This is a genomic window from Microbacterium sp. NPDC077184, assembly GCF_040687055.1.
Taxonomy (GTDB): Bacteria; Actinomycetota; Actinomycetes; order Actinomycetales; family Microbacteriaceae; genus Microbacterium.
In genome coordinates this window covers 153,619-169,071 of record NZ_JBFBMM010000006.1, presented here as the reverse complement: position 1 = coordinate 169,071, position 15,453 = coordinate 153,619, and the positions used below count along the sequence as shown (strand labels likewise).

Sequence of the window (15,453 nt, the reverse complement as noted above, 5' to 3'; positions counted from 1 at the left end):
GATCGCTGCGCGGAAAGGTGTTGCGCGCACGCGCCGGAGCGCCATACTGGGCCGATGGATCAGCTGATCGACGTGGACGCCCTCACCGACTGGATGGCGACGTGGGGCGACAACCTCTGGACCTGGATCGTTCTGCCGGTCGTCGTCCTCCTCGGGCTCTACTTCACGTTCCGGTCGGGCGTCGTGCAGTTCCGGCTCATCCCGGAGATGTTCCGGACGCTGACCGACAAGACGCCCCGGACCGAATCGGGCGAGCCGCAGTCGGTGTCGGCGTTCCAGGCGTTCACGATCTCCGCCGCCTCCCGTGTCGGCGTCGGCAACATCGCCGGCGTCGGGACGGCGATCGCGCTCGGCGGACCGGGCGCGATCTTCTGGATGTGGCTGATGGCGTTCGTCGGCGGCGCGTCGGCCTTCATCGAGTCGTCGCTCGCGCAGCTGTACAAGACCCGCGACAAGGACGGCTTCCGCGGCGGCCCGGCGTACTACATGCAGCGCGGCCTCCGCGCACGGTGGATGGGCATCGTCTTCGCCGTCATCCTCATCATCTGCTTCCCCCTCGCCTTCTCGTCCCTGCAGGCGAACACGATCCAGGCGACGCTCGCGGGCAGCTTCGACGAGTCCGCCTCGACGTGGCTGCCGTGGGCCACCGGCATCGGCCTCGCGGTCCTCATGGCCCTGGTCGTCTTCGGCGGCGTCCGCCGCATCGCCTCCGTCACCCAGACGCTGGTCCCCGCCATGGCGATCCTCTACCTCGTCCTCGGCATCGTCATCGTCGTCATCCACGCGGACCGGATCCCGGCGGTCATCGCCGAGATCTTCACCTCCGCCTTCGGCTACAACGAGGTCGTAGCCGCCACCCTCGGGTACATCATCCTCACCGGTGTGCGCCGCGGCATGTTCTCCAACGAGGCCGGTCTCGGATCCGCCCCGAACGCCGGGGCCTCCGCCGCCGTCACCCACCCCGTCAAGCAGGGCCTCGTGCAGACCCTGGGGGTCTACTTCGACACCTTCCTCGTCTGCTCGATCACCGCGTTCATCATCCTGGTCTCCGTCCCCGACCTCGCCGGGGCCACGCAGGGGATCGGGCTGACCCAGGGTGCCGTGGTCGGCACCCTGGGCGAGTGGTCGAACGTGGTGCTGAGCATCATCATCTTCCTCCTCGCCTTCAGCTCCATCCTCGGCAACTACTACTACGGAGAGTCGAACATCGAGTTCATCACCGGCAGCCGTGCGGTGCTGACCGGCTATCGGGTCGTGGCGGTCCTCGCCGTCCTCGTGGGCGCCCTGGTCTCCACGGGTGCGATCTGGACCTTCGCCGACGGCGCCATGGGCTTCATGGCGCTCGTCAACCTCGTCGCCATCGGTCTGCTCTCGGGGATCGCGTTCCGGCTCCTGAAGGACTACACGCGGCAACGGCGTGAGGGACGCGACCCCGTGTTCACCCGCGACCTGATGCCGGATGTGAAGAACATCGAGGTATGGGAGGACGAGCTCTCCGTCACGGGACCCATCGACCTGCCGACCCGTCGCCGACAGTCGGCGAAGCACCGGGACCACCTGCACGGGGCGGCGGGACGCGCGGGCTCCTGAGCCGAAGGGCCTAGCGTCTATGAGATGAGACGTGAGGCCAAGCGCGCTGCCCGGTCCGTGGAGGAATCCACTCCGGTGCGGTGGGCGGCGCGCGCCGGCTTCGCCGGAAACGGTCTCGTCCACCTGCTGATGGGTGCGATCATCCTGGTCGTCGTCTTCGGCGGCGAGGGGGAATCCGACCAGGCCGGGGCCTTCAAGGCCCTCGCCGCCGCACCCTTCGGACTCTTCGCGCTGTGGGCGCTCGTCGTCGCCGTCACCGCCCTCGGGGTCTACTACGTCGTGGAGGGCCTGCTCATCCGCGACCGCAGCTCGGTGGCGAAATGGCGGCGGCGCGCGGTCGAGTGGGGAAAGGCGGTCATCTACCTCGCTCTCGGGTTCATCGCCGGCGCGATCGCGCTCGGCGCGCGCCCGCAGGGAGACCGGTCGCTGCAGCAGGCCAGTACGGCACTGCTGCAGATGCCCGGGGGGCCGTGGCTGCTCGGGGTGATCGGCCTCACGGTCTTCGGCAGCGGCGTCGCGTTCGCGGTGATGGGTGTCCTCACCCGCTTCCGACCGTTCATGGTCATCCCCGACGGCGTCCTCGGTGGGGCGGTGATCGGCCTCGGTGTCGTCGGGTACATCGCCAAGGGGATCGCCCTCGGCATCGTCGGGGTGCTGCTGACGATGGCCGCCGTCACCGTCGACGGATCCTACGCGGGCGGGTTCGACGGTGCCGTGGAGGCCCTTATCGCCCTGCCGTTCGGCTCGTGGCTGGGAGGCGCCGTCGGAGCGGGCTTCCTCGCTTACGCACTGTTCCTCTTCGCCCGCACGCGGTACGCCGACATCTGATCGGTGCGGGGTCCGGGCTCGATCAGCCCGCCAGCACCCGCAGGGCCTCGGCCGCCGCGACGACCTCGCGCTCGCCCGTGCGCCGATCCCACAGCTCGACCTGTCCGTCGGCGGCACCGCGACCGACGATGACGATCCGCGGGACGCCGATGAGCTCGGCGTCGGCGAACTTCACCCCGGGCGACACCTTGGGTCGGTCGTCGTAGAGGACGTCGCGTCCGGCGGCCTCGAGGTCGGCGGCGAGCCTCGTGGCCAGATCGAAGGCCGCGGCATCCTTCCCCGTGGCGATGACGTGCACGTCGAACGGCGCGACCGACTCCGGCCACACCAGGCCCTTCGCGTCGTTGTTCAGCTCGGCGAGGATCGCGAGGATGCGGGTCACGCCGATGCCGTAGGAGCCCATCGTGACGGTGACGAGCTTGCCGTTCTCGTCGAGGACCTTCAGCCCGAGCGTCTCGGCGAAGAACCGACCGAGGGCGAAGACGTGACCGATCTCCATGCCGCGGGCGAGTTCGACGGGCCCGGATCCGTCGGGTGCCGGGTCGCCCGGCAGAACGTCGGCGACCTCGACGACACCGTCGGCGACGAAGTCGCGGCCGAACACGAGGGAGTGCACGTGCTTCTGGTCGATGTTCGCGCCCGTGATCCAGGACGTCCCGTCGACCACGCGCGGGTCGAGCAGGTAGCGGATGCCGGTGGCCGACTCCTCGCCCAGGACGGGTCCGGTCGGCGACCACGGGCCGATGTAGCCCTTGACCAGGAGCGGATGCCGCTCGAAGTCCTCCGGGGTGGCAGGCTCGACCGCCGCCGGTGCGAAGGCGACCTCGGCGCGCTTGTCGTCCACGCCCCGGTCACCCGGGAGGCCGACCACCACGAGTTCGCGCGTGCCGTCGAGATGGGTGAGGGCCAGCACGACGTTCTTCAGCGTGTCGGCGGCGGTGTACTCGCCGTCGAGGTGGGCGTTGACGTGCGCGACGAGCGTGTCGATCGTGGGGGTGTCGGGTGAATCGAAGATCTGCGGCTCGGGAAGACCGTCGATCGGGAGCGCGTCGGGGACGACCGTCGTGAAAGCCTCCACGTTGGCGGCGTACCCGCCGGCGGAACGGACGAAGGTGTCCTCGCCCACGGGAGTGGGGTGGAGGAATTCCTCGCTGCGCGCACCGCCCATGAGTCCGTTGTCGGCGGCGACGATGACGTACTCCAGGCCCAGGCGCTGGAAGATGCGTTCGTAGGCGTCGCGCTGCGCCTGGTACGAGGCATCCTGTCCCGCGTCGGTGTAGTCGAACGAGTAGGCGTCCTTCATCGTGAACTCGCGACCGCGCAGGAGTCCGGCGCGCGGTCGGGCCTCGTCGCGGTACTTGTCCTGGATCTGGAAGATCGTCAGCGGCAGGTCCTTGTACGACGCATAGAGGTCCTTCACCAGGAGGGTGAACATCTCCTCGTGGGTCGGGGCGAGCAGATAGTCGGCGCCCTTGCGGTCCTGCAGGCGGAAGATGCCGTCGCCGTAGGAGGTCCAGCGTCCCGACTGCTCGTACGGCTCCCGCGGCAGCAGCGCCGGGAAGTGCACTTCGAACGCGCCTGCCGCCGCCATCTCGTCGCGGATGACGGCCTCGATCTTGGCCTTGACCTTCAGGCCCAGCGGCAGCCAGGTGAAGATGCCGGGCGCGGCACGGCGGATGTATCCGGCGCGCACGAGCAGCCGATGACTGGTGACCTCGGCATCGGCCGGGTCTTCACGGAGGGTGCGGAGGAAGAAGTTCGACAGACGGGTGACCACGAGCGACGAGTCTACGCGCGCAGCCGACCGCCCCGCGCGGAAGCGCTACGCTGACGCCGTGCGTGCGCGTGTGGTGCTGATCTCGGCGGTCGCCGCGCTGCTCGCAGCGGTGATCGTCGTCGCGGTCGCCGTCCTCGTCCTGCTCCGCCCGGCCGGTGACGCCGCTCCGCTCGAGGCGGACGAGGACTTCGGCGACGTGCGGGTGTACGAGATCTCCCTCGACGGCGCACCCGTGCCCGAGCCGGGCACCGACGCGCAGCGGGTGTGGGACCTGTTCGTCCGCGTCGCAACCCCCGCGTTCGCGGCGGAGGCCATGTCGGAGTATCGCGTCGGCGATGCGCCCGACAGCGACACGATGGCCTACGTCCACCGCGACGACGACCCGAACCTCTGGACCCTCGCGGCCAACATCGCCTACGCCGACGACGAGGACCTGCTGGTCTCGACCCTCATCCACGAGTACGGCCACATCCTGAGCCTCGGAGTGGCGGACGCGGATCCGGATGCCGACGACTGCGCGACGTTCTGGATCGACGAGGGGTGCGTCGCCGCATCCTCCGCCCTCTTCGCCTTCGACGAGGCGTTCTGGGTCGCCTACGGAGATCTCGCGCCGGGCCCCGACGACACCGACGCCGAGAGCGGCGAGGCTCTCTTCGAGGCGTATCCCGACGACTTCGTCTCGGACTACGCGGCCACGAACGTCGTGGAGGACTTCGCCGAGACCTTCCAGGCGTTCGTCCTCGAGGACGAGCCCGCTGCGGATTCGCCGGTCGCGGAGAAGATCCTGTTCTTCTGGGATCTGCCCGACTACGTCGACGTCCGCGAGCGCATCCGCACCGACCTCGACTGGCGCTGAGGCGCGCGTACGCTGAGGTGATGACCCGCGCGCTCGTCACCGGATTCGTCCCTTTCGCCGGTGACGCGGCCAACCCGTCCGGTGACGCGGTCCGGCTGCTGGCGGCATCCTGGAGCGGCCCTGCCGAGCTCGTCACCGCGATCCTCCCGGTCTCGTTCGGCGGTGCCGCCGCCGCTCTCCGCTCCCTGATCGACGAGCAACGCCCCGACGTCGTCATCGCCACGGGCCTCGCCGGCGACCGCGACACCATCACCCCCGAGCGGATCGCCGTGAACCTCGCGGATGCGCGCATCCCGGACAACGACGGGGCGCAGCCGATCGACGCCGCGAGCGTGCCCGGAGCCCCCGCGGCGTTCTTCGCGACCCTGCCGGTGAAGGCGATCGTCGCCGACCTCCGGGCGGCGGGGGTGCCGGCATCCGTCTCTCATTCGGCGGGAACGTTCGTCTGCAATCACGTGATGTTCCATGCGCTCCACGCCACAGCCGGGGTGGCGGGCGCGCGCGCCGGGTTCGTGCACGTCCCGTGGACGACCGATCATCGTGCGGACGCCGTGGTCTCGACGGCCGACGTCGCCCACGCGCTGGCGCTCGCACTCGAGACGACGCTCCGCGCCCCCGTCGACCCGCCCCTCGTCGGCGGCGCCCTCAGCTGACCCTCCGCTCTCCCCCGGGCTCGCCGTACCGAACTCCTCCGATCCGGCCCGAACCGGCCCGGATCCACCGGATCCCCGCCCGAACCCGCCGAATCTGAGGAGTTCGACCCGCCCCTCGCCTGCCCCCGAGGCTCCGCACCGCCTGCCCCCGCCGCTCGGCACCCCGGCCACCGCCGCGCCGCCGCTCGACAGGGGTGCTGCCGCTCCCCGTACCGAACTCCTCCGATCCGGCCCGATTCGGCCCGGATCGGCCGGATCCCTGCCCGACGCCGCCGAATCTGCGGAGTTCGGCGCGCCGATAGGCAGGTACGTGAGCCGCGGGTTTGACACCCGCACCCCACGCAGTATGCAATATATTGCATGCCATTTCCCGCGATCCCGCTCCCCCCTCGCGCGCTCCTGCGCGACGACGTCTACGCCCGTGTGCGCGACGCGATCGTCGACGGAACCCTCGCGCCCGAGGAGCAGCTACGCGACGCCGACATCGCGGCGTGGCTCGGGGTGAGCCGGACCCCGGTGCGCGAGGCGCTGCTCGCGCTCTCCCGCGCCGGTCTCGTGCAGGCGACACCGGGACGCTCCACCGTGGTCGCCCCGCTTGATGCCGCAGCCGTCCGCGACGCACAGGAAGTTGTGGGCGCGCTTCACCGGCAGGCCCTCGAGAGCGCGATTCCGCGCATCACACCGGAAGACATCGACCGGATGCGCAGCGCCAACGCCGCCTTCGCCGATGCTCAGCTCCGCGGCGACGTCGACGCGGCTCTCACGGCGGATGCCGAATTCCACGCCGTCGCCGTCGAGCGGTGCGGAAACGCCGCACTCTCCGCGGTCCTGGCGACCTATGAACCGGTCCTCGAGCGCGCGGAGCGTCTGCGCTTCGCATCGCACGAAGGACGGAGCTCCGTCGAGCGCCACGCCGAACTCATCGACCTCTGCGAGCGAGGCGACGTCGAGCTCGCAGGCCGCTGCGCCGCCGCGATCTGGCAGACCCTCGCGCCCACCGCTTCGTCCCTCAGCTCCGCCGCCCACACAGCCACCACCACCCCGACCCCCACCGGAGGAGACACCCCGTGAACATCGAGCAGCACCCGCGCTACCCCCTGACCTTCGGACCGAGTCCCCTTCAGCACCTCAAGCGCCTCACGCAGCATCTCGGCGGCGCGGAGATCTGGGCCAAACGCGAGGATGTCTCCAGCGGGCTCGCCTACGGCGGCAACAAGATCCGAAAGCTCGAGTACATCGTCCCCGACATCCTCGCCTCCGGCGCCGACACGCTGGTCTCGATCGGCGGCTACCAGTCCAACCACACCCGTCAGGTCGCCGCGGTCGCCGCGCACCTGGGACTGAAGGCCCGTCTCGTGCAGGAGAAGTGGGTCCCGTGGGATGACCCCACCAACGATCGCGTGGGCAACATCCTCCTCTCGCGCATGATGGGCGCGGACTCCCGACTGGACGATGCGGGCTTCGACATCGGCATCCGGGATTCCTGGAAAGAGGCTCTCGCCGACGTGGAGGATGCCGGCGGCACGCCCTACCCGATTCCCGCCGGCGCCTCGGAGCACCGACTCGGGGGCCTCGGATTCGCCAACTGGGCCTTCGAAGTGGCCGCGCAGGAGACGGAGCTCGGGCTGACCTTCGACACGATCGTGGTGTGCACCGTGACCGGGTCGACCCACGCGGGCATGATCGCGGGATTCGCCGCGCTCGAGGACCTCACCGGCATCCGCCGCCGCATCCTCGGGATCGACGCCTCGGCGACGCTGGAGAAGACCCGCGACCAGGTGGCCCGGATCGCCCGCAACACCGCCGCGCTCATCGAGCTCGGCCGGGACCTGCGCGACGACGAGATCCAGGTGCTCGAGGGCTGGGCGGGAGAGCTCTACGGGCTCCCGGTCGATTCGACGATGGAGGCCATGGCCCTCGGCGCGCAGCTGGAGGCGATGATCACCGACCCGGTCTACGAGGGCAAGTCCCTCGCGGGCCTGATCGACCTCGTCTCCTCGGGAGACATCCCGAAGGACTCCACCGTCCTCTACGCGCACCTCGGCGGACAGCCCGCGATCAACGCGTACCACTCGCTCTGGCCGTGAGCCCCCTCGAGGGCTGAGAGCCCGCGGCCGCCCGGGTCAGGAGGTGACGACCTGGGCGGTCCCGAGAGGAGCGTCCGGCCCCATCTCCGCGGCGATCCGGTTGGCCTCTTCGATCAGGGTCTGCACGATCTCGGCCTCGGGCACGGTCTTGATGACCTCGCCCTTGACGAAGATCTGGCCCTTGCCGTTGCCGCTGGCGACACCGAGATCGGCCTCGCGGGCCTCTCCCGGGCCGTTGACGACGCACCCCATGACGGCCACGCGCAGGGGCACGGTCATGTCTTTGAGCCCCTCGGTGACGTTGTCGGCCAGGGTGTAGACATCGACCTGGGCGCGCCCGCAGGAGGGGCACGACACGATCTCGAGCTTGCGTTCGCGGAGGTTCAGCGACTGCAGGATCTGATGGCCGACCTTGACCTCCTCGGCCGGCGGCGCCGACAGCGAAACGCGGATGGTGTCGCCGATGCCCTCGGAGAGCAGGATGCCGAAGGCCGTGGCGCTCTTGATGGTGCCCTGGAACGCAGGTCCGGCCTCGGTGACGCCCAGGTGGAGCGGCCAGTCGCCGCGCTCGGCGAGCTGCCGGTAGGCCTTGACCATGACGATCGGGTCGTTGTGCTTGACGGAGATCTTGAAGTCGTGGAAGTCGTGCTCCTCGAACAGCGACGCCTCCCACACGGCACTCTCCACGAGGGCCTCTGGCGTGGCCTTGCCGTACTTCTCGAGAAGGCGGCGGTCGAGCGACCCGGCGTTCACACCGATGCGCAGCGAGACGTTCGCGGCCTTCGCCGCCGCGGCGATGGCGCCGACCTGATCGTCGAACTTCCGGATGTTGCCCGGGTTGACACGCACGGCGCCGCATCCGGCGTCGATCGCCTGGAAGACGTACTTCGGCTGGAAGTGGATGTCGGCGATGACCGGGATCTGGCTCTTCTTCGCGATGATGTGCAGCACATCGGCGTCGTCCTGCGACGGCACGGCGACGCGCACGATCTCGCAGCCGGATGCCGTCAGCTCGGCGATCTGCTGCAGGGTCGCATTGATGTCGGTGGTGGGCGTCGTGGTCATCGACTGGACACTGACGGGGGCGTCGCCTCCGACGAGCACCTTGCCGACCTTGATCTGTCGGGTCTTGCGACGCGGGGCGAGGGTTTCAGGAGCCTTCGGCATCCCCAGATTCACAGCGGGCACGACCACAGCCTACGCGGCGGACCGCCCGAAGGCGCGGCGGATCGCCAACGCCCAGGCCCCTCCCACCCTCCGCACCCCGGATCGCGCGCACGCGCTGTGGTAGTTTCGGCGCATGTTCGCGCGCTCCGCCTGGTGGCCCACCGTATAGGCGGTGGCTGCGCGTGAGGACAGACCGCCCCCGGGGCGGTCTTTCTTCTTCGTAGGGCGACCGCCCCCACGACGAAAGATCGACATGAACGCCCCCGCCGCATCGCTCCTGCTCGAACTCGCCGCATCCGGCGCGCCCTTCGCGCTGATCTCGCGCGACGTCGAGACCATCGAGGTCCTCACCGGCGACGTCCACGACGTCGACCTCCTCGCCGACATCCCGCTGCACGATTCCGCGGGCGTGCCGCGCGAGGTGCTGGCGCTCGTGCCGTTCCGGCAGGTGCGCGAGCGCGGCTTCGCGTGCCACGACGACGGTGCGCCGCTTCGGTGTCTGGTCGTCGCCGAGCACATCGCGCTACCGCGCGCGGAGGTGCTGGCGGGACTTCCCTCCGCTCCGATCGCCCTGCGCGACGCCGGCTTCGACATCGACGACGAGTCCTACGCCGACATCGTCCGGCGCGTCATCGCCGACGAGATCGGTCGCGGCGAGGGCGCGAACTTCGTCATCCGTCGGGACTTCACCGCCGAGGTCGACGCCGACCCCGCCGTCGCCGCCCTGACCTGGTTCCGCGCGCTCCTCGAGCACGAGCGCGGCGCCTACTGGACGTTCGCGATCGTCACGGACGGTCATGTCGCCGTGGGGGCGAGCCCCGAGGCGCACGTGAGCGCGCGGGAGGGCGTGGTCACGATGAATCCGATCTCGGGCACCTTCCGCCACCCCGCCGGCGGAGCCACCGCCGAGACGCTGACCGAGTTCCTGGCCTCCACCAAGGAGACCGAGGAGCTGTTCATGGTGGTCGACGAAGAGCTGAAGATGATGAGCGCGGTGTGCTCGGACGGCGGTCGCATCACCGGGCCGCACCTGAAGGAGATGTCCCGGCTCACTCACACCGAGTACGTCCTGCGCGGCCGCAGCCGCCTGGACCCCCGCGACATCCTCCGCGAGACGATGTTCGCACCCACGGTCACCGGCTCCCCGATGCAGAACGCCTGCACCGTCATCACGCGACACGAACGCGCCCCTCGCGGCTATTACTCCGGCGTCGCCGCCCTGTTCACCCCCCGCGCGGATGCCGGCGGGCCAGGGAACGCGGACGCCGGTACCGCCTCCGCCGCGGATGCCGCGCCGACGCACGATCTCGACGCCCCGATCCTCATCCGCACGGCGTATCTCGCGGACGGGCGCCTGCGCGTGCCGGTCGGGGCGACGCTGGTGCGTCACTCGGACCCGTACGGCGAGGTCGGTGAGACACACGGCAAGGCGGCGGGAGTCCTCGGCGCGATCGGCGCGATCCCCCGCGATCGCGTCGCCGAGGAGGCGGCGCTCGCCGCCCGCGCGGACGCCGTCGACGAGGACGAGCCCGCCGCCGAGCCCCGGCGCCTGGCGGACGATCCCGAGATCGCCGCGCTCCTGGCGTCGCGCAACTCCCGCCTCGCGGCGTTCTGGCTGAACCCGCAGGCTTCCGCTCCCGACGGCCCGCTGCGTGGTCGCGAGGCGGTCGTCGTGGACGCCGAGGACCGGTTCACCACGATGCTCGCCCATCAGCTGCGTCACCTCGGCCTCGACGTCCGCATCGTGCCGTGGCACCGCGTCACCGCCGACGACGTCCGCGACGCGGAGCTGGTCGTCTGCGGCCCCGGCCCCGGCGACCCGCGCGACCCCGCGTCGGAGCGCATGCGTCGCATGCGCGAGATCGTGACCGAGCGTCGCGCCTCGGGGCGCCCCCTCCTCGCGGTGTGCCTCAGCCACCAGATCCTGAGCGACGACGTCGGCCTGGATCTCGCGCCTCTGGCGACCCCGCACCAGGGCCTGCAGAAGACCGTGGACGTGTTCGGGATGCCGGCATCCATCGGCTTCTACAACACCTTCACCGCGCGTGTGGCGCCGGGCACCCGGGAAGTGGGCGATGCGGAGGTGGCCGCCGATGCGAGCGGAGACGTCTACGCGCTCCGCGGACCCGGCTTCGCCTCGGTGCAGGGTCACCTCGAGTCGATCCTCTCGCGCGACGGCATGGTGACCCTCGAGCGCCTCGTGACCCACGCCCTCTCGACGGCGCCCTGACCCGGGACGCCCGCGCTCAGAAGAGCGAGAGCGGGTTGACGATGTCGGTGAGGATCAGCACGCCGCCCATCACGACCAGGGCGATGAAGACGACGAAGGTGACCGGCACCAGCTTGGTGGCGTCCACCGGCTTCGGCGGCGGACGGTTCGTGATCTTCGCCCAGGCGCGCTTGATGCCGTCCCACAGGGCCACCACGACGTGTCCGCCGTCGAGCGGCAGGAGGGGCAGCAGATTGAAGACGAACAGGGCGATGTTCAGCGACGCCAGGAGCGACAGCAGCCCCGCCACACGGTTCAGCACCGGCGCTTCGGCGGAGGCGACCTCGCCCGCGAGCACTCCCGCGCCGACGACGCTCAACGGTCCGTTCGGGTCGCGCTCCTCGCCGGTGATGAGGGTCGCTCCGGTCTCCCACACCTTCACCGGCAGCTGCCAGATGATCCCGGCGACCGCGCCGACGTTCTCGACGGCGGTCTGCGGGCCCGTCCAGATCGGCTGGCGGACGTAGGCGGACTCCTGACGGATGCCGGCGATCCCCACCTTCTCGGTCACGACGTCGCCGTCCGCGTCGGTCACCGCGTCACCCAGGTCGTCGACGACCGGCTGCTCCACGGACGCCGGAGTGAGTCGGACGCTCCGCTGCTCCCCGTCGCGTTCGACGACGAGCGTCAGCGGCTCACCCGGGGACGAGCGGATGAGGGACGTCATCTCGGCGAACGTCTCCACCGGCTGCCCGGCGACCTCGACGACGACGTCCCCGGGCTCGATGCCGGCGGCGGCCGCGGGGGCGGCGGGATCGGACGCCGCGCACGTGGTGCGCTCCTCCCCGGCGGGGATGACGCACTCGCTGACGCTCGCGACGGTCGTCGTGGCGGTCTGCACGCCGATGCCGGAGAAGAGGAGCGCGAACAGGAACACCGCGAAGAGGAGGTTCATCACGGGTCCGCCGAGCATGATCACGACGCGTTTCCAGACGGGAAGGCGGTAGAACACCCGGGAGTCGCCGTCACCGTCGAGGGTCTCGTCGTTGGCGGCGCGGGCGTCCTGGACCATGGTGGCGAAGAAACCGCCGCCGGCGCGTCCCGTGCGCTCCCCCGCGGCGCGCGCGGCCTGCTCCTTCGGCGACGGCGGGTACATCCCCGCCATCGAGATGTAACCGCCGAGCGGGATGGCCTTGACGCCGTACTCGGTCTCCCCGCGACGGCGGGAGAAGAGCGTCGGCCCGAAACCGATCATGTACTGGCCGACGCGCACGCCGAACGCCTTCGCCGGCCACAGGTGGCCGAGCTCGTGCAGGGCGATCGAGACGGCGAGGCCCACGACCAGCAGCACGACTCCCACGACGAACGCGATCACTTCCACGCGCTCACGCTACCCCCGTCCGCCTTTGAATCGGCCGTGACCGTCGGCGGGATCCTCCGCGACGCACCGATCCCGTCGCACCCGGGCCGGGTGAGAAGATGGGAGCGCCATGCCCAGCGACGCTTCCTCGAACCTGCCTCCCGTGCTCCGACCGAGCACCGCCCCCGCCGTGAGCCTGCGCGCTCTCGCGGACGCCTTCGCCGCCGACGTCGACGGGAAGGCGGACGGCGTGACGATCCACGGGCTGACCCTCGCCACCGGTGACCTGCGGCCCGGCGACCTGTTCGTCGCGACCCGAGGGGTCAATCGCCACGGCGCGGAGTTCGTCGAGGACGCGGCTGCGCGCGGAGCGGTCGCGGTGATGACGGATGCCGCGGGCGCGGCCCTCGCATCGCCATCCGCATTGCCGGTCCTCGTCGTCGACGACCCGCGGGCCGTGCTCGGGGCGCTCTCGGCCTGGGTGTACGGCACCGGTCGGGACGACGACCTGCCGCTCCTGTTCGGCACGACCGGGACGAACGGCAAGACCAGCGTGTCGCACCTGCTGGAGGGCATCCTGGAACAGCTCGGCGCCGTCACCGGTCTGTCGTCCACCGCGGAGCGTCACATCGCGGGCGAGATCATCGTGTCGCGCCTGACCACCCCCGAGGCGTACGAGATGCACGCGCTCCTGGCGCTCATGCGCGAGCGCGGCGTCGAGGCCGTCGCCGTCGAGGTCAGCGCGCAGGCTCTCAGCCGCCGACGCGTCGACGGCATCGTGTTCGATGTCGCCGGCTTCACCAACCTCACCCACGATCACCTCGACGACTACGCCGACATGCGCGAGTACTTCGAGGCGAAGATGCCGCTGTTCCGCGCCGACCGCGCGCGTCGTGCCGTGATCTGCATGGACGCCGCCACCGGAGCCGAGGTCCGGGAGCGCTGCGAGGTGCCCGCGGTCACCGTGGGGACCCCGGCGATCGCCGACGACCCGGATGCCGCGGCCGCGGCGGACTGGACCGTCGAGATCCTCGAGGAGCGCAAGGACGGCACCCGCTTCCGTCTCGCGGCGAAGGACGGCCGTGCGCTCACGACGGTGGTCCCCGTCATCGGACGCCACATGGCCGCCAACGCGGGGCTCGCGATCGTGATGATCCTCGAGGGCGGCTACCCGTGGGAGCGCCTCGTGGAGGCCCTCGACGGCGACCGTATCCGGGCGTTCCTGCCGGGGCGCACGCAGCTGGTCTCGGGCGATCGGGGCCCGGCGGTCTTCGTCGACTTCGGACACTCCCCGGATGCTTTCGAGAAGACGCTCGCGGCCGTGCGCCGGGTGACCCCCGGCCGGGTCGTCATGCTCTTCGGCGCGGACGGCGACCGCGACAAGACCAAGCGTCACGACATGGGGCGCACCGCCGTGCTCGGCAGCGACATCCTGGTGGTCACCGATCACCACCCCCGGCACGAGGATCCTGACGGCATCCGCGCGACGCTCATCGAGGGGGCGCGGCGCGCGCGACCCGATGCCGAGATCCACGAGTCGTCACCGCCGGAGCGCGCGATCCGCGAGGCGATCGCCCTCGTCGGTGACGGCGACGCGATCCTGTGGGCCGGTCCCGGACATCAGGACTACCGCGACATCCGAGGCGTGCGGACGCCGTACTCCGCGCGGGAGCTCGCCCGCCGCGCGCTGCGGGATGCCGGGTGGCCGGTGCCGGAACCGGCGTGGCCGGTGCCGTACCCGGACGACTCCACTCCCGCCTCGGATCCGCTCCGACCGGCCTGAGCCGACCGGCACCGGCGGGGATCAGGCCTTCGCGATCATCCGGTCGGCGGTCTCGCGAGCCCACCGCTCCGCCTCGGCGAGCGTGTCACGGGTGAGCTCGTCGGGCGCCGCATGCGCGTCGAGCACGCGCTCGATCGTCTCCACGATCCCGGGGAAGCCGATCCGGCCCTCGTGGAACGCGTCGACGGCCTGCTCGTTCGCGGCGTTGAACACCGCGGGATGGGTGCCGCCGGCCCGACCGACGTGCTTCGCGAGGCGCACCGCGGGGAAGGCGTCCTCGTCGAGGGGCTCGAACGTCCACGCGGTGGCGGCGGTGAGATCGAGCGGCCGACCCACACCGGCCACCCGGTGCGGCCAGTCGAGGCCCAGCGAGATCGGCAGCCGCATGTCCGGAGGCGACGCCTGAGCGATGGTGGACCCGTCGACGAACTCGACCATCGAGTGGACGATCGACTGGGGGTGGACGACGACGTCGATGTCGGCGTAGTCGACGTCGAAGAGCAGGTGCGCCTCGATGACCTCGAGCCCCTTGTTCACCAGCGTCGCGGAATTCGTCGTGACCACGCGTCCCATGTCCCAGGTGGGGTGCGCGAGCGCCTCGGCGGGGGTCACCGTCGCGAGCGACGCGCGATCGCGCCCGCGGAACGGACCGCCGGATGCCGTCAGGATGAGCCGGCGCACCTCGACGGGAGTACCGCTGCGGAGCGCCTGCGCGATCGCGGAGTGCTCCGAATCGACCGGTACGATCTGACCGGGCGCGGCGACCCGGGTGACGAGTTCTCCCCCGACGATCAGGGATTCCTTGTTCGCCAGCGCCAGTGTCCGACCTGCCGACAGGGCCGCCAGGGTCGGGCCGAGTCCGACCGACCCGGTGATGCCGTTGAGGACGACATCCGCCTCGACATCGGCGACGAGCTGCTCCGCCTCCGCGGCGCCGACGGCGATGTGCTCCACGTCGAACTCCGCGGCCTGCGCGCGCATCTCCTCCGCGCGCGAGAAAGCGGACAGGCCGACCACCTCGAAACGCTCGGGGTTCGCCCGGATCACGTCCAGAGCCTGGGTGCCGATGGAACCGGTGGAGCCGAGGACGATGACGCGTCGCATCGGGCCAGCCTAGCGCCGCGCCGATGCCCCGCTCGAGGC

At 70.8% G+C, this 15,453-nt stretch carries 12 protein-coding genes; 8 read left to right on the top strand and 4 right to left on the bottom strand.

The genetic code is table 11. The annotated features are described in order from the left end of the window. Nucleotides 1-54: 54 nt before the first annotated feature. Together AB0O93_RS12210 and AB0O93_RS12205 are read left to right on the top strand one after the other, a co-directional pair. The gene (locus AB0O93_RS12210) at nt 55-1,590 is read left to right on the top strand and encodes an alanine/glycine:cation symporter family protein (RefSeq protein WP_363343685.1); all 1,536 of its coding nucleotides are present in this window, start codon (nt 55-57) and stop codon (nt 1,588-1,590) included. A gap of 24 nt (nt 1,591-1,614) precedes the next feature. Further along, a complete protein-coding gene (locus AB0O93_RS12205) occupies nt 1,615-2,418 on the top strand; it encodes a DUF1206 domain-containing protein (RefSeq protein WP_363343683.1) in 804 nt (267 codons plus the stop codon). 22 nt (nt 2,419-2,440) lie between these two features. Here AB0O93_RS12205 and AB0O93_RS12200 read toward each other — a convergent pair whose 3' ends face one another. Continuing rightward, complete coding sequence (locus AB0O93_RS12200) at nt 2,441-4,195, bottom strand: proline--tRNA ligase (protein ID WP_363343681.1); 1,755 nt, start codon at nt 4,193-4,195, stop codon at nt 2,441-2,443. Nucleotides 4,196-4,253: 58 nt separating this feature from the next. On the opposite strand from AB0O93_RS12200, the gene AB0O93_RS12195 reads away from it, so the two are divergent. From AB0O93_RS12195 to AB0O93_RS12180, 4 genes are all read left to right on the top strand, one after another. After that, a complete protein-coding gene (locus tag AB0O93_RS12195) occupies nt 4,254-5,051 on the top strand; it encodes an NADH:ubiquinone oxidoreductase subunit 4 (chain M) (protein ID WP_363343679.1) in 798 nt (265 codons plus the stop codon). Between the two features lie 20 nt (nt 5,052-5,071). Next, nucleotides 5,072-5,704: a pyroglutamyl-peptidase I gene (gene pcp, locus AB0O93_RS12190; protein WP_363343677.1), complete on the top strand. Its 633-nt coding sequence runs from the start codon at nt 5,072-5,074 to the stop codon at nt 5,702-5,704. A 360-nt stretch (nt 5,705-6,064) separates the two neighbouring features. After that, entirely contained in the window at nt 6,065-6,775 is a 711-nt protein-coding gene (locus AB0O93_RS12185; RefSeq protein WP_363343676.1) for a GntR family transcriptional regulator, read from the top strand. Next, nucleotides 6,772-7,791 carry a 1-aminocyclopropane-1-carboxylate deaminase gene (locus AB0O93_RS12180; protein WP_363343674.1) on the top strand — a complete coding sequence of 340 codons (1,020 nt, stop codon included), beginning with the start codon at nt 6,772-6,774 and terminating at the stop codon, nt 7,789-7,791. Before AB0O93_RS12185 ends, AB0O93_RS12180 begins: the two co-directional genes overlap by 4 nt. A gap of 36 nt (nt 7,792-7,827) precedes the next feature. Here AB0O93_RS12180 and ispG read toward each other — a convergent pair whose 3' ends face one another. Then, on the bottom strand, nt 7,828-8,979 hold the full coding sequence (gene ispG / locus AB0O93_RS12175; protein WP_197272961.1) for a flavodoxin-dependent (E)-4-hydroxy-3-methylbut-2-enyl-diphosphate synthase: 1,152 nt from the start codon (nt 8,977-8,979) through the stop codon (nt 7,828-7,830). A gap of 232 nt (nt 8,980-9,211) precedes the next feature. Between ispG and AB0O93_RS12170 the strand changes: the two genes are divergently transcribed. After that, on the top strand, nt 9,212-11,188 hold the full coding sequence (locus AB0O93_RS12170) for a chorismate-binding protein (protein WP_363343672.1): 1,977 nt from the start codon (nt 9,212-9,214) through the stop codon (nt 11,186-11,188). Nucleotides 11,189-11,204: 16 nt separating this feature from the next. Here AB0O93_RS12170 and AB0O93_RS12165 read toward each other — a convergent pair whose 3' ends face one another. Continuing rightward, nucleotides 11,205-12,548 carry a site-2 protease family protein gene (locus tag AB0O93_RS12165; RefSeq protein WP_363343670.1) on the bottom strand — a complete coding sequence of 448 codons (1,344 nt, stop codon included), beginning with the start codon at nt 12,546-12,548 and terminating at the stop codon, nt 11,205-11,207. Between the two features lie 109 nt (nt 12,549-12,657). Here AB0O93_RS12165 and AB0O93_RS12160 point away from each other — a divergent pair, with 109 nt between their 5' ends. Then, complete coding sequence (locus AB0O93_RS12160; RefSeq protein WP_363343668.1) at nt 12,658-14,310, top strand: UDP-N-acetylmuramoyl-L-alanyl-D-glutamate--2,6-diaminopimelate ligase; 1,653 nt, start codon at nt 12,658-12,660, stop codon at nt 14,308-14,310. A gap of 21 nt (nt 14,311-14,331) precedes the next feature. On the opposite strand, the gene dxr is transcribed toward AB0O93_RS12160, so the two are convergent. Further along, nucleotides 14,332-15,414, bottom strand: coding sequence for a 1-deoxy-D-xylulose-5-phosphate reductoisomerase (gene dxr, locus AB0O93_RS12155; protein ID WP_363343666.1), 1,083 nt, complete (start codon nt 15,412-15,414; stop codon nt 14,332-14,334). Between the last annotated feature and the right edge of the window lie 39 nt (nt 15,415-15,453).

Bases quoted from the DNA above. Each gene is read 5' to 3' on its own strand.
- dxr (WP_363343666.1), bottom strand. From the start codon at position 15,414: ATGCGACGCGTCATCGTCCTCGGCTCCACCGGTTCCATCGGCACCCAG.
- AB0O93_RS12205 (WP_363343683.1), top strand. From the start codon at position 1,615: ATGAGACGTGAGGCCAAGCGCGCTGCCCGGTCCGTGGAGGAATCCACT.
- AB0O93_RS12170 (WP_363343672.1), top strand. From the start codon at position 9,212: ATGAACGCCCCCGCCGCATCGCTCCTGCTCGAACTCGCCGCATCCGGC.
- AB0O93_RS12160 (WP_363343668.1), top strand. From the start codon at position 12,658: ATGCCCAGCGACGCTTCCTCGAACCTGCCTCCCGTGCTCCGACCGAGC.
- AB0O93_RS12185 (WP_363343676.1), top strand. From the start codon at position 6,065: ATGCCATTTCCCGCGATCCCGCTCCCCCCTCGCGCGCTCCTGCGCGAC.
- pcp (WP_363343677.1), top strand. From the start codon at position 5,072: ATGACCCGCGCGCTCGTCACCGGATTCGTCCCTTTCGCCGGTGACGCG.
- AB0O93_RS12210 (WP_363343685.1), top strand. From the start codon at position 55: ATGGATCAGCTGATCGACGTGGACGCCCTCACCGACTGGATGGCGACG.